The organism is Lederbergia galactosidilytica, from assembly GCF_017873565.1.
Taxonomy (GTDB): Bacteria; Bacillota; Bacilli; order Bacillales; family Bacillaceae_C; genus Lederbergia; species Lederbergia galactosidilytica.
In genome coordinates this window covers 28,911-48,827 of record NZ_JAGGKH010000015.1, presented here as the reverse complement: position 1 = coordinate 48,827, position 19,917 = coordinate 28,911, and the positions used below count along the sequence as shown (strand labels likewise).

Below are 19,917 nucleotides of genomic sequence, written 5' to 3'. Positions count from 1 at the left end.
CATTATTGGGGTTTTATATTGTCGCATATTTGTCAAGTCTAGTGAATCAGAACTAATTCGGAACAGCTACTTTCTCATTTGGCAGTTCTAAATACTGGGCATCCTCAAGGCCTTTTAGAGCTTTTAGACCAACAAGTACATCTCCCTCAGCTTTTTTATCAAGTGTAAGAACCATGATCGCTTCTCCGCCAATGTCTGCACGTCCGACTTGCATTGTGCCGATATTAATATCATAATCTCCAAGTGTTGAACCAACACGGCCAATCATGCCAGGGATATCATGATGTTTGATATATAGTAGATTGCTTTCTGGGCGAACATCTACACGATAATCATTCATTTTCACAATTCGCGCACCGTAACCATTTAAGATTGTGGCACCAATATTTGCTTTATGATCTCCACGATGAAGAGTGACTTCAATGTAAGAAGCAAATCCTTTGCTCTTTGGATTTTTTGATACATTGGAAGCAACGCCTTGATCTTTTAAGAGGTGGTGGGCATTAATAAGATTTACTGTATCACCTAGATGATGGGTTAAGATCCCCTTCAAGATATTGCGTGTAAGCAGGTCTGTACTCTCCATTGCGATTTCACCAGCATAAGAAATTTCCACTCGTTCTGGAGCTTGTTTTAGTAGTTGAATGGCAAGAATTCCCATTTGTTCAGCTAAATCAATATAAGGTTGCAACTTTTTCTGGGTTTCTCCAGAAATTTGTGGCATGTTGACCGCATGGCGGATTGATTGAGTTTCAAAAATATCAATAATCTCCTCACTAACCTCATGGGCCACTTTTTCTTGTGCTTCTACCGTAGATGCACCTAAGTGAGGAGTGACCACTACATGGGGATGTTCAAGTAACTCTGTATTTGATGCTGGTTCTGTTTCAAATACATCAATCGCTGCTCCAGCAACTTGGCCAGAATTGAGGGCACGTACGAGAGCATTTTCGTCAATAATTCCACCACGCGCACAGTTAATAATGCGAACACCTGGCTTTGTTTTTGCCAAATATTCATCGTTAATCAGGCCTTTTGTTTCTTTAATTAAAGGGGTGTGGACCGTGATAAAATCAGCTTCTTGAGCAATTTCATCTAGAGAAGCCTTCGAGATTCCCATTTGATGGGCACGATCTTCTGTTAAGTATGGATCATATCCGAGAATGTTCATGCCAAAGCTAAGGGCACGATTGGCAACCTCTGTACCAATTTTTCCCATTCCAATGACACCGAGTGTTTTCTCGTACATTTCTACACCTTTAAATTTATTTCTTTCCCATTTACCTTCTGATGTTGAAGCATGGGCAGCAGGGATATTACGTGCAAGAGATAACATCATCGCCATCGTTAGTTCTGCTGCAGAGATGGTGTTAGCGCCAGGAGCGTTAATCACAATGATCCCTTTTTTCGTCGCTGCTTGAATATCGATATTATCAACACCAACTCCTGCACGGGCAATGACACGTAAGTTATCGGCATTTTCAAGGATATCTTCTGTTACTTGTGTTTGACTGCGGACAATAAGAGCATCATATTCGCCAATTATTCCTTTTAGTTCCTCTGGAGGGAGGCCTGGTTTTTTATCCACAGCAAAATTAGGATGTTCATATAGAGCGGTTAAACCTGTGTCACTAATTGCATCTGATACTAAAATTTTGTACATATTCTCTAATCCTCCTAGCTTTGTATTTTCACAAATGGTCTGTAAAAGATCTTTAGAAAAATGAAAACGCCCCCATAACAGACGCGTGCGCCTTGTTATGAGGGACGTAAGATCGTGGTGCCACCCTCGTTTACTGTATGAATAGACATAGACTCCTGTGTAGACAGGCGCTAGCGCTTTTCTATACAGCCTCGGGAAAGATAACGGTTAAGACCGGGCATCTGCCAGTTCAGAAGTGCTGGGCGATTTTGAGAAAAAGACATCGGTTTTCACCAACCACCGATTCTCTATAAGAATTTTCCTCAAGCCGTCTTCGTCTTCACTGTTCATATGTAAAGCATGCTGTCAAAATGGACGAATATTTACTGATTAAAACTTTTATCGTCCGCGTAAACTCTCATAAATTATACCTAAAATGCTTATGCTTTTCTAGTTTGAAAATATTTTGAATAAATATACAATGTATTTTACCATAGAACCAAAATGTTTCAAGAGGATTTTTACATACTCTGTTTTTTTTCGATAAATTTCAGCATGAACGGTGCAAGAATTCGCCAAATACAATATAGTATAGATAAGGATCATTGGAAGGGAGAAATGACTTTGATACGATTTGGTGTTATTGGAACAAATTGGATTACTGATTCAATGATTGAAGCAGCTCTACAAGTTGAAGGATTTCAATTAACAGCTGTTTATTCTCGAACGGAAGAGAAAGCTAAAGAATTTGCAGACAAATATGGGATTGGGCACGTTTTTACAGATACAGAAGAAATGGCAGCTAGTGATGTACTTGATGCTGTATACATTGCAAGCCCGAATTCATTTCATGCAAAACATTCTTTGACGTTTTTGAATCAAGGAAAACATGTTTTATGTGAGAAGCCAATCGCTTCTAATCCTGAGGAATTGGAGGAGATGATTCAGGCGGCCACAAGAAATCAGGTTGTTTTAATGGAAGCATTGAAAACAACTTTATTACCGACCTTTAAAGCAATCCAAGAAAATTTACATAAAATTGGTCAAGCGAGAAGATATGATGCAAGTTATTGTAAATATTCTTCTCGGTATGATCGTTATCGGGAGGGGACTGTGTTAAATGCCTTTAATCCTACATTTTCGAATGGCTCATTAATGGATTTAGGTGTGTACTGTTTATATCCTCTAGTTGTGTTGTTTGGCGAGCCTAAATCGGTTAAAGCGAATGCTGTGATGTTGGATTCTGGTGTTGATGGGTCAGGTAGTTTGCTTTTGCAATATGACGATTTTGAAGCAGTTGTAACACATTCGAAAATAATCAATGCTTATCGCCCTTCAGAAATTCAAGGGGAAGAGGGAACGATTATAATAGACGAAATATCGACACCTAGCAAGGTTATGATAAGGTATCGTGATGGACGTGAAGAAATGTTGGGTCAAGCACTAGAACATCCTTCCATGTATTATGAGGTTGAAGAATTTATTCAGCTGATTCAAAATGGAGAGCTGGAATCGAAGGTAAACTCTCATAAAAATTCGATGATCACAGCACGTATTATGGTAGAAGCTAGAAAACAAGTGGGGCTTTTATATCCAGCAGACCAGCGATAATGTTTCTTTCATTTAAAGAAAGTTGGTGATTAGAATGAATAGGGAAGAAATGCTAATTCAGAAATGCTATTTTGAAAATTTTTTAGATGACGAGCATCGTGGATCTCCTATTACGGTATTAGGTGAATATTTCTTTCAAGAGCAAAAGAAAAACCAAGCTGATTTATCGGAGATTCGCCTAGCACAGGGTGAAATCTATTTTCATGCCCAAGATTATGAAGCAGCCATTTTCAAATGGGAAAATATCCAAAATGAATGGCAACCATGGGCACGAAAGAATATGGCGGACGCCTATTTTGAATTAGAGCTTCATGATACCGCAGAGGAAATCTATCAATCGATTAAAACAGACTCGCTCTTATTAAATACGGAAATAGCACTACAGCTTTTTGGTTTATATATACTTCAAAGAAATAATGCAGAAGCAAAGCAGATGATTTTAAATGCCGTCCTCCTAAACCCGGATTATCCGAATGTCACTAAATTAGCGCGAGCTTTTTTTGAGGAACAGGAGGATTGGGCAAATGCTGTTGAATTAGCCGTAAATGAGGCGATACGGACGAAAGAGAAGGAATGGTTTCATATTCTCCAGTCTTATGTGGAGAGTGGACATGTATATTATGAGCCACCCTATTTTATCCCTGTGCTAGAAACGGCTTCTTTAGTAGATGTAAAAAGCTTTGATAACTTGAGCTATTTATTATGGAAATGGTTTGAAAAACAGGATGCTTTATTTGATTGGCTAAGTGATTTTAATACATTAGTATTAAGCTTAAATATATCTCAAGAACATAGGTTGGAAAAACTATCAAGTGTATTCCAGGAAACATATGAAATATTAATGGGAAGTTCCTATCCTTTTCACAATGTTGAAAAATTAATGCCAACTTATTTGGAAGCTTGGCTAAAATTAGCACGAGCAGCTGATGCTGCTTTTGTGTATTCTGCTATTTTGACATGGAACGACCATTTCCCTGGAAATATTAATCAGAATATCGTTGACCGAGCACAAGCAACGATTGGGAAAACTAAATATGGGATAAATTTAACTGGCACGATTCAAGCTTTAGTAGCTGATGTGCAAAAGTGGGCTAGAAAAAATGAAATCGAGTTTGAAGAATGGGACGCAAATCCCGATAATACGGAACAGTGGCTTGCATATGGGAAAAACTGTATTGATTTCTTTATCAAACAACTAGAAATATTAAAGATTGATATGTCGGGGTTAATTGAAAGGGAAAAGGCCATTTGCGGTAGATTGCATGGTTCAACCAATCAATTGAAGGACATAGAAGATGAAAAAGCGGATGAGATTCGTCAGGATTTTTTAGCAATAGAAAAAGATATAACAGAGAAAATGAAAACATCAATTCCGCAAATCATTAGAAAATCCGCTGATCTAATTAAGGAAGATACAGAATTTCGAACCATTCATCTTGATTTAAATAAGGAAATGAATCAACGAATTGATGATTATATTCAAAGTACGATTATGCCGATCTATGCTTCAGCTTTAAAAGAATGGATTGAAAGTGCAAAGCAAAAGTTAGAGGAATCCCAAACACATTTAAAAGAATGGGAAAATGGATTCAATGAATATCTAGAAGAGCAGCCAATTGAGCTCCAATGCGATTTTCAAGTGATTGCAGATTGGCGGAGAGATGCGGAACGAATGACCATTCCAATGCAAATTGATAATGAGAATATTTTCTTGCGGAGAACGCCTTCTCAAGTATTATTAAAAGGGGCCGGAAAGATATTAGGTGGACTAACAAAAAATAATGCGGTTTTAGCAAAATCATATCGTAATTTTATTGAAAATGAAAATTACGATGAGGTTAGTGAATCCATTGCAACGAAGTTCTTTTATCAATTTCAATTATTTGAGAAAAGTATTGGAAGAGATGTTCATCTTTTCTTTCGCGATCCATTAGAAACGCTAGAAGGTCGTGTGAAAGAAATTGAAACAAACATTCAAGAAAACCAGCTGAAGTTGGAAAAGCTAGAAAATAATCCCGATTTCTTTCTAGGTCCATTGAAGCTTTTTCAATTACAACTGAATCAATATAAGTGGTTAAATGATGTGGATTTGCATCAACCAGAATTTGACTAAAGTCAAGTATACAGAATGATAGGGAGGAAATAGAATGAGAATTGCGCTCATTGCTCATGATAAAAAGAAAGAGGATATGATTCGTTTTACTACAGCATATAAACTAATTCTTGAGAAGCATGAACTATATGCAACAGGGACAACAGGGTTAAAAATCATGGAAGCAACAGGACTAACAGTGAATCGATTCCAATCAGGCCCACTTGGTGGCGATCAACAAATTGGAGCGTGCATCGCTGAAGACAAAATGGATCTAATTATCTTTTTACGTGATCCATTAACAGCACAGCCTCATGAACCTGATGTCTCTGCATTAATGCGTCTCTGTGATGTATATGGTGTCCCACTTGCAACCAATATGGGAACGGCAGAGGTATTGATAAGGGGAGTGGATCAAGGGCTTTTAGGCTGGCGTTAATATAGTTAACTATTGAAATCCGTCCAAAGCTTAGGGCGGATTCCTTTTTTGTATTTGGATAATCGCGGAGAGACTTTAAAAGATTAGCGATCATAACAAAGAATATGTGAAATTCCTTTATAAGCATAGTTTTACTTAAAGGCCCTAGTAGTTGAATTTCAAAATGTGTGCCTATCCTGAAGTGGATTTCATATTCTATTTGGGTATTGAAAACCATATCGCTAATTTACACTATTTTCCAATCTTTCTTTTTTTGAGTTGACTTCGAAAATTTCATAAACTGTCAATTGTAGCCAATGACGACCATTTCTGAAAATGATATACTAGGAATAGATTTAACTCAGAAGTTATATCCGGAGGAGATGGAAGGTTGAAATCAAATTTTAAAAATGCAACGAAGATTGTTCCTCTAGTCATTGGTTTGAGTTTAATTGTAGGCCTTACAATTTGGTCCGTTTTTGCGATAAATAAAGGAGAGGTTATTCCTTTTTCTTCAATAGAAAAAGTAATTCAAGCACAGAGTGGTGATGTCGTTACACTTAAGGAAACGGCAGATGGGACCATTTATATAAAAACACCGGAGGGAAAATATGTATCTCATTTTCGCCCAAATAGTCCGAAGGTGGAAGAATTAGTAGAAAAATATAATGTTCAATATAAATACTCAACAGGTTCTCAAGCGGGCAATTGGATTTTTGGTGGTTTATTAATTGTGTTGCTTGGTGCTGGCTTACTCATTCAGAGAAAAGGTGGTTTTGCCGGTGCGAAAATGAAGCATGGTACAGCCAAACCTATGCCCCTTCCTTCTGTTACGCTGAATGATATTGGCGGATTACCTGAAGAGATGAAGGATGAAATTCATCAGACTTTAGCAATCGTTAAGGAACCTGAACGTTCTAAAAAATTAGGGATTAAGCCACCAAAGGGTATTTTACTTTATGGTCCACCAGGAACAGGAAAAACGCTTCTCGCCCAAGCAATGGCTCATGAATTGGGTGCAAGTTTCTTTACAGCAAGTGGTTCTGCCTTTACAGAATTATTTGTTGGAGTTGGGGCTTCAAGGATCAGAGGTTTATTTGAGAATGCGCGAAAGTCTACACCTGCAGTTATTTTTATTGATGAAGTCGATGCTCTCGCTGGAAAAAGAAAGCAGCATGGAGGAGAAGAGGCGGAAAAGACATTGACAGAATTGCTTGTTCAACTGGATGGTGGACATACGAATGAAGGGATTTTATTCATAGCTGCAACGAACCGTAAGGATATGCTAGATGATGCTTTTCTACGTCCAGGTCGAATTGACTTTAGCTTTCAAGTTCCATTGCCAGATATGAAAGGGAGAAAAGAAATCATTGATATTCATACGAAGGGGAAACAACTTTCTGAAGAGGTCGTTGCTTCATTAGACTTGTTAGCAGATAGTACCTCGGGGTTCTCAGGTGCTGAAATTAGTTCGCTATTTGAATCAGCTAGTAGAAAAGCTGTAAGAGAAGGACGAGAATTAGTCGGAATGGCTGATCTTGATTATGCAATTGATCGCACGATTCTTGGGTCAACCTCACGAGCATTGAACGATCCGGATACAAAGCGAAGGGTGGCGATTCATGAGGCAGGCCATGCTCTAATTCAAGCTCTAACCAAGCCAAACACCGTTCGTAAAGCAACGATTATTCCTCGAGGACAAGCACTAGGGTATGTGGCACCAATCCAGAAGGAAATGCATTTATCTACAACAAGTGAATTGCTTGATCAAGTCAGTATGATTCTAGCAGGTGGTGTGGCGGAACGACTTTATTTAGGTGAACATAGTATCGGTGTTAGTGGTGATGTACAACAAGCAAAAAAACTGTTAGAAGACATGGTTGAAACAGGAATGCTTGAAGATGGATTCACCCTAACATTTGATAAACAAGATAAAGATGCTAAAATGCAAGAACTATATGGCAAAGCTTTAGAGAAAACGGAACTGATGCTAAAAGCCCATAAAAATGAGTATGAATGTTTAGTAGATGTTTTATTGAAAAAAGAAACACTTGATGGAGAAGAAGTCCAAGCCATCGTAACAGGCAAAAACTTAGAAGTTTCATATGTTTAACGTAATGAAAAGCGCAAGGCGCCTGTCTATCGGCGACAAGCAAATGTTCTGAACCAAAGAAAGGTGTAATGTCCTTTCAATGGTTCAGGTTATTTGACCTCGAGCCGATGGCGCCTGAAGCTAGACAGTGAAAAGCGCAAGGCGCCTGTCTATCGGCGACAAGCAAATGTTCTGAACCAAAGAAAGGTGTAATGTCCTTTCAATGGTTCAGGTTATTTGACCTCGAGCCGATGGCGCCTGAAGCTAGACAATGAAAAGCGCAAGGCGCCTGTCTATCGGCGACAAGCAAATATTGACCAATAAATGTCAGCAAACATGTTAAGTTGAAAATAAACGCTGGTCTTTATACGAAAAAAGGTATGCAAAAAATCCGATCAAAATGGACTTTTGCATGCCTTTTTAAGCTTTCCCACAAAAAAAGGGACAAGGAGAAAAAGCCCCTCCATGGAATACAACTGCGGATTGAAAGACAGGCTACTTCCAGCTAATATGCATGACAGCTTTACATGAACAGAGGTTTTGAAAGGTTTTATATATTTCGAAACGCGTTAATTGGAGTGGCGACACCTACGGAACTAGCTTGCAGCTTGAGCCCCTCGAAGCGGCTCAAACCACGCAATACGGAAAGCATCCAGCCAGAAGGGTAATTGACACCTACCTATATGACCTTTACCTTGTTTCAAATGTTACGTAAGAGGGAAGATAATCGTAACTTTCGTCCAATTCCCTACCTTACTTTCGATGGAAAATTGTCCATGGTGAGCTTCTACAATGCGCCTGCTAATTGCTAGTCCAAGTCCAGTCCCAGAAGAGTTTTCATGAACCTTGTAAAAAGGGGTAGTAAGTTTCGAAAGATATTTTTCCTCAATACCAGGACCATGGTCCATCACCGTTATTGTAAGAAGATGACCATTTATCTTCCCATTTAACAGAATTGAACTGTTTCCCCCATATTTAATCGCATTATCAATCAAGTTAATAAATACTTGTTTTACACGGTTGCGATCTGCATAAAGTTTAAATGTAGCGGGGAGTTCTAAGGTAAACTCCAATGATCGTTTTTTTAATTGTTTTTCAAACTGCTTCTTAACTTCTTCAAACAAAGGGAGAAGAAGAAAGGATGATGGTTGAATTTTTAAAGAATCATTATTTATTCTAGAAAAGTCTAGCAATTCTTCAACCAATTTGATCAAACGGGCGGTTTCTTTAGTAATAATCTGCAGACCTGTCTCTGTTTCTTTCACATCTTTTAAATCCCCGGATAACAAAGTTTCACTCCAGCCTTTAATACTTGTAAGCGGGGTTCTTAATTCATGTGATATTGTGGATAGAAATTGATTCTTCATTTTTTCATGTTGCAATAATTCTTGAGCCATATTATTAAAAGAATGTGCCAAAATGCCAAGCTCCCCAATGTAATCCTCTTTGATTCCTTTCTCAAAATCCCCTTTAGCAAACTGTTTGGAGGCCTCAGTTATTTGTGTCAGAGGTGTTGTAATTTGTTTGGCGAGAGTACGACTTAATAGCATGACAACTAAAATGATGGCTAATCCGATTAAAAGCGCGATTGCTCCTTGTTTTTTTACGACTTTGTCGATATTACTTAACGATACAACATAGCGGAAATACATGGTTGTTTCTTCATCATATTTAAGGGGAACTACTGAAGCCATAACTCTCTCATCAGTGGCCATATTTTTACCTGTCCATATGGCTGGCTCTGCTGATGTTGCAGATTGCAATATCTCTCGGTGAATAGATTCAGATTGAGAAAAGCCAGTTGAAGAAGCAAGAATATTGCCGGCTGGAGAAACAATTTGCATTTCAGCGTTCGGCATTTGAAATTCATTCATTATTTTGGGGATCGTATTATGCAAAGTGAATGGGGAAAGATCCATAAACTTTGTCGCAAAATTAGCTGAGTTTTTCGCATGGGATATCAATACGTCTTCTGTGTTTTTATAATAGTATTGATAGATGCTAATAAAGAAGACAGCCTCTAATAGAACAACAGTAACTGTCACGATAAGTAAATGCTGCAATAAGAGACGCTTGCGAATGCTTGTATGTCTTTTCATTATTTTGCCCATACATATCCATATCCCCAAACCGTTTGGATGAATTCTGGTGTGGAAGGATTATCTTCGATTTTTTGCCGAATTCTCCTTATATTTACATCGACAATTTTTGTATCCCCAGGAAAATTAAGCCCCCAAACTTCATCTAGAATATCGTTACGGTTGACTGGTTTGCCTTTGGCTAAATCGAGAATAGACATAATTTCATATTCAGTTGGTGATAATTCGACTTTTTTTCCATCTTTCAGTAGGCTGTGCTGTTGGCGATTCAAACTGAGTCCCTTTATCTCAGGCTGCTGAATATGGATCCGTCGCAAGAGGGATTGAATGCGAGCGATTAGTTCATTAGGGCTAAATGGTTTAGAAATATAATCATCAGCCCCATTTAATAAACCATGAACCTTATCTTCCTCTAATGTTTTGGCCGTGAGCATAATGATCCCAATTTGTTGATTCTTTTCTCTGATTATCTTAGCTACCTGAATACCATCCATACCTGGTAACATGATATCCAATAAGATGAGAGAAATATCAGGATGTTCAGCTAGCAAGTCTAAGCCTGCTTCCCCACTACCTGCTTCTATTACGTTGAATCCATATCTTTTTAAGTTGACAACAATAAATCCTCTAATATTTTCTTCGTCTTCAACAATTAAAATTTTTTTCATTCATGATTCCCCTAATCGTTTTTCTAGTACATATTCACAAAAGGATATAATAGCTTCAGTTGTGTGAAATCATTCCGTAAAGCTTCATTTTTGTATAATCTCAAATAAATTCCACCGAGATCGATCTTTTGTCTTAGTCCAATAATTATAGGAACTAGTTTCTCCCAATTTTACCCAGTTATCGACAGGGAGGGTAACTTTATCAGTAATATGAATATCAAACAAAACCTCATCTGTTTCTGCTTGAATAATTTCCACCTGGTGTTCGTTATGACTAACAATGATTTTCACCTTTCCCCATTCAAAAGGTAAGTTTAGTCTGTAACGATATTGGTAATTTATATAATTTCTTGCTATGGCTTCTGGTTCCCAGTCATGATTGAGTTGGTAATAGGTTGTGATATAAGGCGTATCAACATAGGCGAGAGGCTCATCCATATATGGTTCCTCCAAAATCGCATACTCCAGTATCCCATCTCCATTTGTATCTTTACTCTCAGAAGTGGAAGCTTTGAATGTGGCTAGATCAATATGCGGAAAAACATTGAACAGTCGCCCCTCATTTACCGAAATTACGAACGTGGCAGCGGAATGGGCACCAACACCTACATCAAACATTAAACCTTTTTGATTAGGGCTAATATAGCCACTTTGAATCTTGTAATATCCATTAATAAAAGGATCTAGTTCTAATTGGTCTAATGGTTTTAACTGATCTTGAGCGAAATGATATAAACTAATTGTGTTAGACTGTTCTCTATTATGATTAATGAGAACAAGTTCAACTTCATTTGTATCAGAAAATTGGTCAACGAGAAAATAGCTATATGCCTCATTCAACAGTAGGACAGGCTCTTTTTTTGAAAAAAGATCAAAAACAAGTAAGCCTTTATCTTCAGCTTCTTCTGAATAGGCAAATCCTGCAATTATTTCCTTTTTACCATCTCCATTAAAATCAGCAAGTTGAAGATCATGGAGAACAGTACCTTCACCAGAAATATCCGCAATTTTTTCCCATTCACCGTCTTTCTTTTTTAATATAACGCCTTCAGCCAAACTTGGCTTTTGTCTAGATTTGTAAAAAACGACAGCTTCTTCAAGATGATCGTCATCTAAATCAACTAATAAGATTGGATTATTATGTTGTTCACTATTTAAGGGTGTTAAAAGTTTTGCATTATCGGGGATATATTTCGACAAGGCTTTCTTAAGTTCCGCTTTTTGTCCTGGAAGCTCGGGCGGTGCTAAAAGGGCAGAGCTTGACTCAAAAACAGAACAGCCACTTAATAGTAAGGATAGAACAATGATAATGAGGTTATTTAAATAAAACTTCAAAACGAAAACTCCCTTTTATTCCGAATCAATTGGCAATAAGCCCTCTGTAAGAATTCGAGGGGAAATTAGGATTATAGGTGGGGATCATCTCAATATAAACCCTTATATCAATCCATAAACATAAAAGTAATAATGTCGATTTTAATCGCAATGTGCATTTTAATTGTTGTGCGACCACCCATTTTATTATACCTTCTCAAAGGTTTGAAATGATAGCAAATTAGTTACAATCTAATTGGAAGAATTGTAACTTTTATGTAACACTTTTCGACAGTATTCATATTAAGATTATAGTAGACTTTTGTCGAGGGGCTGTCGAATTGGTACATAAAAGGAAAAAAAGAAGACTTAATCGCTTGGGGAAAATTACGGTCACGATCCTCGCTCTACTACTATTAATGTTAATTGTTTTTATTTCAGAACAAATTGGGGAAAAGAGAGCGCAGGCGATCAAAAATCAACATGTGGCTATTCAGCAAAATAAGCAGTCAAAGGAAGAAGAAAACTTAACAACTACCGATATTCAAATCGATAAAAAACGAATTGACGATGAAAGCCAAGTTTCAGAGGATATAAAGAAAAAAAGTTCATTTACTACGGCTTTAGAAACCGGGAAAGTTGTCTATTTAACGTTTGATGATGGTCCAGATCCGCTAGCAACTACTGAAATAATTAGCCTACTTCATAAATACAATGCAAAAGCTACATTCTTTATGCTAGAACCTAATATGGCAAACAATCCAGAATTAGTTCAAAAAATGCTTGAAGAAGGTCATGTCCTAGGAGTACATGGGGTTTCCCATGAAGTATCGAAGGTCTATCAATCGCCCCAAAGCTTTGTTGCAGAAATGGAGCAGGCGATTGGTTTTATCGAGGATACAACAGGTGTTGAAACGAAAATGGTGCGCGCTCCTTATGGCTCAAAACCATATATTACACCTCCATTTAAACTAGCTTCAGATCAAGCTGATTATCGATTATGGGATTGGAATATTGATTCTGTTGATTGGAAATCCACAAATGGCGAATACGTTCAAAATGTTATAAACCAGGTAAATCAATTGGTAGGAAAAGAGCCTCTTGTAGTTTTACTCCATGAGAAACCAACAACTGCCGCCCATTTAGAAAAATTATTAAAATACTTCCAAGAAAATAATTATGAAATGAAGGCCATTGATGAAACAATGGAACCATTGCAATTTAAATAAAAAGGGGATGATTGAGTAATAGTGTAACTACTTTGTCACAATGGTCTTCTGTGCATATTTATAAAAGATTTTTCATGAGATTTAGAAGTTTAGGAGAAAGGTTTGACAAGTATGAGAGATGTACAGCATGAGAAAAAAAGGAAATTTCCAGTCATTATATTATCGACTTTGTTGGTACTTTGTCTTTTTCTTGGTGGAATGGTGATCAAAGTAAAATCAGCAGAAGGATATGAGGTCAAAACCTCCATTGCAATGGCGCAGCCTATTCAAGCTTCACCTTTGGAAAAACATACATTCACCTCATCACAACTTAATGAATCGATCCAAATAAAAAAAGAAATTGAATTAGAAAAAAAGCAACAAGCAGAGGCCCTAGAACAATTACAAAAAGACAATGAGGCCAAGATTGTTTACTTAACATTTGATGATGGACCTTCTCCTTATGCAGATCAGCTTCTTGATCTCTTAAATAAATATCATATGGAAGCGACTTTTTTTATGCTAGGTCCGAAAATGAAGAATTATCCTGCTATTGTCCAAAGAATGGTAGAGGAAGGATTTGCTGTCGGAATGCATGGGATGACCCATAATGTAAAGCAAATCTATCAATCTCCTAAAGCCCCTTTAAAAGAAATGCAGGAGGCGCAAAAAATTATTCAAGATTTAACAGGAGTCCATTCAAATTTGATTCGTTTACCATATGGCAGTGTTCCTTATTTAACGATGGATATGAGGTATCATTTAGACCAAGCTGATTTTAAAATTTGGGATTGGAATATAGATAGTGAAGATTGGGCATTAAAGGATAGGCGTTTTGTTAATAAGGTAATTCAAGAAATGGAAAACCTGAGTAGAGCAGGAGAGTCACCGATTATTTTATTACATGATAAGCCCGAGACCATTCAATATCTTCCACAATTATTAAACTATCTGCAAAAAAACAATTACCAAACTAAGGTGTTAACAGATGATCAAATACCTTACACATTTCAATGTAATGGACGTTGCTATTCCATTAATTAGTCATAAAGGGGATCGAAAACGGAATGAAGTGGTTTAAGAAAATAGCTGCATTCGGATTCATGATAGGTGTTATTTATTTTATCGGTTCCTTAATCATTCAACATAATGAACAAAAACGAATTGATGAAATCACCCAAGCTATGGAAGAATCGGCTCAAATTGAAAAATTATTTGCGAACAATCAACAGAAATTAAGCAATACTGAATTAGAGGAATTAAAGTTATATAATCAGTTAACCTCCTATCAAGTGGATCATAATAAAGACATAAAGAAAACAGCTGAAGAAGCACTTAGTTCAATTGAAAAACAACAAAAACATTTAGAGAAAAGTAAAGAGAATTTTAGTAAAGCTTATGAGATGATCGCATCTATCCAACCAATTAGTAAAAAAGTACGAGATAAGAAGCAAGCAAAGAGTATATTATCTTTAGAAAAGATTAATGAGGAGCGGTATCAGTTATACTTAACTTATTCGGAAGATTATAATTCTCTATTTGCACTAAATAAAAATTTATATCAGCAACTAGAAAAACAGGATTTTAATGAAAAAGCATTAGATGAACAAATCAAAGAGATTAATCAGCTTTATAAAAAATTGCATTCACAAGAAAAGCAATTCAATCAATATACTACCCAGTTTAATAATGAGAAAAAGCATTATTATCAGCTTATCAACAGAATATGACTTTGCTAGATGGCTGATACCTACGATTGCAGAGTAAAGCTCGAAGCCTTAGATGAAATAAATGGCTTCGTTTTTTTTTAGGCAGGAAGTAATCAATAATTTTCTACTATAGAAGATACATCGTATATAACTTTGCTTTATTGTACGATCCATTTTTAGGTATGGTGGCTGAAAAGTTGAACATTGTTATAAGAGAAATTCGGAATTGAAGATGTAACACTCCCGTGGAAAGAGCTAGGAGAAAGCTCAAATTAGCTTAACCATTAATAGTTTCGGTAAGACTGGGAAGGATCTTATGCCTACTATAGGAAATGGTAGTGTTATAGAAGGGGAGTACATCCGCAAAAAAGTAGGCAGAAAAGGAATAAGTAAAAATTCAACTTGTTCAAGAATGAGGAGTTTTCAGGGAAAGGTACCTAAACAATTCCTGTTGAGGTCATATAAGTTTGAAAAACCGGAACAATTTGATATAAAGGTAGGATTCATAACTATATTTTAGCGAAGTATATGGCCAGAGTGGGTTATAGCCACCAAAATAGTTCGTTTTAATCTTTTGTGAAAAATTATGCCCTAGCCTCTATATCTTGGAGGGCCAGGGCAATGGATAATTTTATCTTAACCTATTCCCGACGAATGAACTAGTGAATACAACCATTAGGGCTAGATTTTATGTTGTAGAAGAAAGCACAGGATGAACTTGTACACCGACCGCCGTCATTTTTAAGCAATCCACTGTATAATCTGGGAATTTACTTTTTAAATGTAAGGCCACTTTTTCTCCATTTCCTTTTCCAACAAGTGAGATCGTAGTAGGGCCAGCTCCACTAATTACAGTACCGTAGGCACCAGTTGATTTCGCTTCAAAACGAATCTTTTCGTAGTTTGGAATAAGCCCGGCCCGGTATGGTTCATGAAACAAATCTTGTTCCATCAATTTACCAGCCTGTTCATAATCACCTGAAAGCAAAGCAACGAATACGATATTGGCAATAGAACTGGCTGCAGCAGCTTCGTTGCGAGTGAATTGTTCTGGTAAAACCTGTCGCGCATCATCTGTTTTTAATTCGAATTCGGGAATAGAGACGACAAATTCTACTTGCTGATCGATCTTACGGAACCATTCTATTTCCCCATTAGCTAGTTGGGAAGTAATGACGAATCCTCCAAGCAATGCAGCAGCTACATTGTCTGGGTGTCCTTCGATCTCAGTGGCGATTGCTAATTTTTCCTGTTCAGATAAAGATAGACAGCATAGTTGATTCGCTAACTCAATTCCCGACACGATAGCAGAAGCACTACTCCCAAGTCCACGTGCTAATGGAATATCACTTTCTACGATCACTTTACAAGCAGGTAATGAAGCATGATAAGCTTCAGCTGTTTTTAAAGCAGATTGGTAGATTAAATGTTCGTGTGGATCTGAAACAGGGGGGAGATGAACTGAGTGATGTTCGAATTCCCAGTGATCCGCTTCTTCAACAGTTAAAGTTAAATACTTACTAACTGCGATACCAACTGAATCAAAGCCAGGGCCAACATTTGCGCTGCTGGCCGGGACAGTTATAACACACTTATTCATTTCCAATAAGACCTTTAATATATTCTAAAACTTGACCTTCATCATTTGGTAGCACTGTTGTATCAATATTGATTTCACCAATGGCTGTTTGTGGATCTTTTAAGCCATTTCCAGTCAAGACAGCGACAACTTTAGCACCTTGTGAAATATTGCCTTTTTTATGTTGCTGTAAAATGCCAGCAATCGAAGCACATGAAGCAGGCTCCGCAAATACTCCCTCTGTTTTAGCAAGCAATGTAAAGGCCTCAAGAATTTCAGCATCTGATACAGATTGGATCATCCCTTGTGATTCATCACGTGCTGCTTCAGCAAGCTGCCAACTAGCAGGGTTGCCAATACGAATGGCGGTAGCCACAGTTTCAGGTTCAGCAATTGGTTTTCCTTGTACAATAGCGGCTGCACCTTCTGCTTCGAAGCCATACATCTTCGGCAGGCCACTTTGCTTGATTTCATGATATTCTTTAAAACCTTTCCAGTACGCGCTAATATTCCCAGCGTTCCCAACAGGAATCGCCAAAATATCCGGTGCTTGGCCTAATTGATCACAAACTTCAAAAGCAGCGGTTTTCTGGCCCTCTAATCGATAAGGATTAACAGAGTTTACTAATGTTATAGGAGAAGTTTCACTAATCGTACGAACCATATTTAAAGCCTCATCAAAGTTACCTTCAATTTCGACAATTTCGGCTCCATACATCATCGCTTGCGCTAATTTTCCAAGTGCTACTTTACCCTTAGGAATCACAATAATGGCTTTAATGCCTGCTTTTGCGGCATATGCAGCTGCAGCCGCAGAAGTATTTCCAGTTGAGGCACAAATAACTGACTGACTTCCGGCTTCCACAGCTTTAGCTACAGCCATGACCATCCCACGATCTTTAAAAGATCCAGTAGGATTCGCTCCTTCTACTTTTGCATGTAACTCAATTCCAAGCTCTTTAGATAAGTTAGATAGATGAACGAGGGGAGTGTTCCCTTCTTGCAGCGTAAGCGCCGGTGTTTCATCTGTTACTGGTAAATATTCTTTATAGTTTGCTAATAATCCCGGCCAATTCATTTACTTTCCATCTCCTTCAACACGATAATAACTAATCACATCATCCACTACAGGTAAATCTCGTAATTTCATTAAAGCTGTTTGGAAATTCTCCAATGAGACAGTATGTGTCACAATAATAATTTCGGCAAGCTCATCCTTACTTAAAGGCGTTTGTAAAATTTGTTCGAAACTGATTCCGAGCTCATTGAATAAAGAGGTTATTTTAGAAAAAGCCCCAACTTCATCCTTTAAATGGAGACGGAAATAATATTGGCTATAGCGTTGGTCAGCTGTTTTCAGTACACCTTCAAATCTTGGACCGACAAAACTATGTCCATTTACCCCAAGTCTCATGTTTTTAATTATTGCGACAACATCAGACATAACAGCTGTTGCAGTTGGCAAACTTCCTGCTCCTGGCCCATAAAACATTGTCTCTCCAACAGCTTCACCATTCACATAGATTGCATTATACTCATTTTTGACAGCGGTTAATGGATGGCTTTTTGCTAAGAAAGTTGGTTGGACACTTACTTCTAATTGTTGATTTTCAAAATGAGCAAGACCAATTAATTTCATCGTCAATCCGAGTTTCTTACCGTAATTTAGATCTTCCACAGCAACTTGGCTAATGCCATTAACCTCGACATCATCAAGCTCAACATTTGTGAAAAAGGCGAGCCTAGCTAAAATCGCCATTTTTCTAGCGGCATCTAATCCTTCCACATCTGCTGTTGGATCAGCCTCTGCGAAACCAAGGTCCTGTGCTTCTTTTAAAGCTTTCTCATAGGAAAATCCATCTTCATCCATTTTTGTGAGGATATAATTTGTTGTCCCATTAACAATCCCCATTAATTTCTGAATTCTATCTGAGACAAGTCCGTCCGATAGTCCCCTTAAAATCGGCACACCACCGGCGACACTAGCTTCATAGAAAAGATCACAACTATTTTCCGTAGCTATTTGTTGAAGCTTAGGACCATACAAAGCAATCAAATCTTTATTAGCTGTTGCTACATGTTTTTTGGCATTTAGAGCGTCGGTAATATGTTGACGGGCTTCTTCCACTCCGCCCATCACTTCAATAATAATATCAATCTCAGGATCCTGCAAAATTTTATCAGGGTCTGTCGTTAATTCAATATCTGCAATTTGAACATCGCGATCCTTCTCTATGTCACGAACTAATACAGTTTTTACTTTTACATCACAGCCAACTTGGTGAAAAAGTTCTTCTTGATGATTTTGAATCAATTGAATCACACCAGAACCAACCGTGCCTAAACCAAAAAGACCAATAGAAACACTATTCTTCAAATTCGTTCACTCCTTAGGTGTCCTTTGTATAAAAACAATTGTCTTTATATGGTAGACATTAATAGTGGAATTGTCAAGGACTTTTTTGACTTTTCTTAGAAAAATAGTTAACCGATTTAGATGAAGAGGATACTAATCTAATGAAAAAATGATTGATCAAAATGTTTAATAAAAACTCAATTTATGAGGGGAATCTATGTTTACTTTCACGCACAATGAATAGAGGAAGATAAAAACAGAGTAGCTATTGACAATATAATTTGTCTTAGTGTACTATTTAATTAATACAGTGATACAGAGTGAGGTGCATTTTATATGCGAGCTTTTTGGGGGCTTTTGAAAAAGGACTTAATCTTGTTGAGGTTCTGGTCCTGCGTTTGGCTAATATGTGTATTTTTGGGGATGGTTGCGGGACTGATTTTAGCAAATAAAATGGGGGATCTTAGTCTTATCGTGCCGATGTATGTCTTCGTAATGTCTGCTCAAATCCTATTTATCCCGATCATGCTTATTTATATATTGAATCTTGAAGGGAAAACGCAAATGTGGCTTTATAATCCACAAAGCAGTTGGAAGTTGATTTTATCAAAATTGGTATCTGTAACTTGTTTCCAGCTTATCTCGCAACTACTTTTACTTGTTTACGGGTTTATTTTTCTACAACTATTAATGTCATCTGATATGGTTGCGACCTCTGAAAATTTGTTACCAATCAACCTAATTGCTTACTTTATTCTCTCGATTTTAGCAGTATCTGTTTATTTTGGTGTGTTGATGATATTTTATTGGACGATTTATCATGCGCTTGCTAAGTTTCCACGAATTCAGCGGTTTCGTTGGCTTGTTCTAGTGGGGATTTGGATCGGCTGGAATACATTAGAAACTTTTGTTGCGAAAATCTTGGGAAAGACACCGATTTTTTCAATCGGGCTCCAAGTGAACCCCGTACCAAGTATGCACTATGATAATGTAGGGAAAAATTGGTCGATTGTTCATAGCCAAGGAGATTTTACTATACCGATTACGATCATCTTCGTATATCTTTTGGTCGCAATTATTCTCCTTTTTGTCTCAAGCCGGCTACTAGATAAAAAGGTGGAGGTGTGAG

Annotated in this window: 15 protein-coding genes; 8 read left to right on the top strand and 7 right to left on the bottom strand. The window is 37.4% G+C overall.

Translation table 11 applies throughout. The features are described from left to right. Positions 1–52: 52 nt before the first annotated feature. Entirely contained in the window at positions 53–1,663 is a 1,611-nt protein-coding gene (serA, locus tag J2Z23_RS15470) for a phosphoglycerate dehydrogenase (RefSeq protein WP_209974473.1), read from the bottom strand. A gap of 603 nt (positions 1,664–2,266) precedes the next feature. Here serA and J2Z23_RS15465 point away from each other — a divergent pair. From J2Z23_RS15465 to J2Z23_RS15450, 4 genes are all read left to right on the top strand, one after another. After that, complete coding sequence (locus J2Z23_RS15465; RefSeq protein ID WP_057987579.1) at positions 2,267–3,253, top strand: Gfo/Idh/MocA family protein; 987 nt, start codon at positions 2,267–2,269, stop codon at positions 3,251–3,253. Between the two features lie 34 nt (positions 3,254–3,287). Next, positions 3,288–5,366: a tetratricopeptide repeat protein gene (locus J2Z23_RS15460; RefSeq protein WP_209974471.1), complete on the top strand. Its 2,079-nt coding sequence runs from the start codon at positions 3,288–3,290 to the stop codon at positions 5,364–5,366. Between the two features lie 34 nt (positions 5,367–5,400). Continuing rightward, the gene (gene mgsA / locus J2Z23_RS15455) at positions 5,401–5,784 is read left to right on the top strand and encodes a methylglyoxal synthase (protein ID WP_057987575.1); all 384 of its coding nucleotides are present in this window, start codon (positions 5,401–5,403) and stop codon (positions 5,782–5,784) included. 370 nt (positions 5,785–6,154) lie between these two features. Continuing rightward, on the top strand, positions 6,155–7,876 hold the full coding sequence (locus tag J2Z23_RS15450; protein WP_209974469.1) for an AAA family ATPase: 1,722 nt from the start codon (positions 6,155–6,157) through the stop codon (positions 7,874–7,876). A 686-nt stretch (positions 7,877–8,562) separates the two neighbouring features. Here J2Z23_RS15450 and J2Z23_RS15445 read toward each other — a convergent pair. From J2Z23_RS15445 to J2Z23_RS15435, 3 genes are all read right to left on the bottom strand, one after another. Then, positions 8,563–9,954 (bottom strand): sensor histidine kinase, encoded by a 1,392-nt coding sequence (locus J2Z23_RS15445; RefSeq protein ID WP_165602812.1) that lies wholly within the window; start codon positions 9,952–9,954, stop codon positions 8,563–8,565. Continuing rightward, entirely contained in the window at positions 9,954–10,622 is a 669-nt protein-coding gene (locus J2Z23_RS15440; RefSeq protein ID WP_057987569.1) for a response regulator transcription factor, read from the bottom strand. Before J2Z23_RS15440 ends, J2Z23_RS15445 begins: the two co-directional genes overlap by 1 nt. Before the next feature lie 84 nt (positions 10,623–10,706). Further along, on the bottom strand, positions 10,707–11,957 hold the full coding sequence (locus J2Z23_RS15435; protein WP_209974467.1) for a hypothetical protein: 1,251 nt from the start codon (positions 11,955–11,957) through the stop codon (positions 10,707–10,709). A gap of 356 nt (positions 11,958–12,313) precedes the next feature. Here J2Z23_RS15435 and J2Z23_RS15430 point away from each other — a divergent pair, with 356 nt between their 5' ends. The 3 genes from J2Z23_RS15430 to J2Z23_RS15420 all read left to right on the top strand — a co-directional run bounded on the left by J2Z23_RS15430 (position 12,314) and on the right by J2Z23_RS15420 (position 14,874). Further along, on the top strand, positions 12,314–13,165 hold the full coding sequence (locus tag J2Z23_RS15430; protein WP_238482800.1) for a polysaccharide deacetylase family protein: 852 nt from the start codon (positions 12,314–12,316) through the stop codon (positions 13,163–13,165). 111 nt (positions 13,166–13,276) lie between these two features. Next, on the top strand, positions 13,277–14,188 hold the full coding sequence (locus J2Z23_RS15425) for a polysaccharide deacetylase family protein (RefSeq protein ID WP_064468223.1): 912 nt from the start codon (positions 13,277–13,279) through the stop codon (positions 14,186–14,188). Between the two features lie 23 nt (positions 14,189–14,211). Next, complete coding sequence (locus J2Z23_RS15420) at positions 14,212–14,874, top strand: YkyA family protein (RefSeq protein ID WP_057987560.1); 663 nt, start codon at positions 14,212–14,214, stop codon at positions 14,872–14,874. 667 nt (positions 14,875–15,541) lie between these two features. On the opposite strand, the gene thrB is transcribed toward J2Z23_RS15420, so the two are convergent. From thrB to J2Z23_RS15405, 3 genes are read right to left on the bottom strand one after another with little or no spacing between them, the layout of a single operon-like run. After that, the gene (gene thrB, locus J2Z23_RS15415; protein ID WP_057987596.1) at positions 15,542–16,453 is read right to left on the bottom strand and encodes a homoserine kinase; all 912 of its coding nucleotides are present in this window, start codon (positions 16,451–16,453) and stop codon (positions 15,542–15,544) included. Further along, on the bottom strand, positions 16,446–17,510 hold the full coding sequence (gene thrC, locus J2Z23_RS15410) for a threonine synthase (protein WP_057987556.1): 1,065 nt from the start codon (positions 17,508–17,510) through the stop codon (positions 16,446–16,448). The genes thrB and thrC overlap by 8 nt, the downstream gene beginning before the upstream one ends. Continuing rightward, positions 17,511–18,809 (bottom strand): homoserine dehydrogenase, encoded by a 1,299-nt coding sequence (locus tag J2Z23_RS15405; protein ID WP_209974465.1) that lies wholly within the window; start codon positions 18,807–18,809, stop codon positions 17,511–17,513. It abuts the gene before it with no gap. Positions 18,810–19,241: 432 nt separating this feature from the next. Between J2Z23_RS15405 and J2Z23_RS15400 the strand changes: the two genes are divergently transcribed. Then, positions 19,242–19,916 (top strand): hypothetical protein, encoded by a 675-nt coding sequence (locus J2Z23_RS15400; RefSeq protein WP_209974463.1) that lies wholly within the window; start codon positions 19,242–19,244, stop codon positions 19,914–19,916. Position 19,917 lies beyond the last annotated feature (1 nt).

Bases quoted from the DNA above. Each gene is read 5' to 3' on its own strand.
- J2Z23_RS15420 (WP_057987560.1), top strand. From the start codon at position 14,212: ATGAAGTGGTTTAAGAAAATAGCTGCATTCGGATTCATGATAGGTGTT.
- mgsA (WP_057987575.1), top strand. From the start codon at position 5,401: ATGAGAATTGCGCTCATTGCTCATGATAAAAAGAAAGAGGATATGATT.
- serA (WP_209974473.1), bottom strand. From the start codon at position 1,663: ATGTACAAAATTTTAGTATCAGATGCAATTAGTGACACAGGTTTAACC.
- J2Z23_RS15400 (WP_209974463.1), top strand. From the start codon at position 19,242: ATGGGGGATCTTAGTCTTATCGTGCCGATGTATGTCTTCGTAATGTCT.
- thrB (WP_057987596.1), bottom strand. From the start codon at position 16,453: ATGAATAAGTGTGTTATAACTGTCCCGGCCAGCAGCGCAAATGTTGGC.
- J2Z23_RS15440 (WP_057987569.1), bottom strand. From the start codon at position 10,622: ATGAAAAAAATTTTAATTGTTGAAGACGAAGAAAATATTAGAGGATTT.
- J2Z23_RS15445 (WP_165602812.1), bottom strand. From the start codon at position 9,954: ATGAAAAGACATACAAGCATTCGCAAGCGTCTCTTATTGCAGCATTTA.
- J2Z23_RS15460 (WP_209974471.1), top strand. From the start codon at position 3,288: ATGAATAGGGAAGAAATGCTAATTCAGAAATGCTATTTTGAAAATTTT.
- thrC (WP_057987556.1), bottom strand. From the start codon at position 17,510: ATGAATTGGCCGGGATTATTAGCAAACTATAAAGAATATTTACCAGTA.
- J2Z23_RS15425 (WP_064468223.1), top strand. From the start codon at position 13,277: ATGAGAGATGTACAGCATGAGAAAAAAAGGAAATTTCCAGTCATTATA.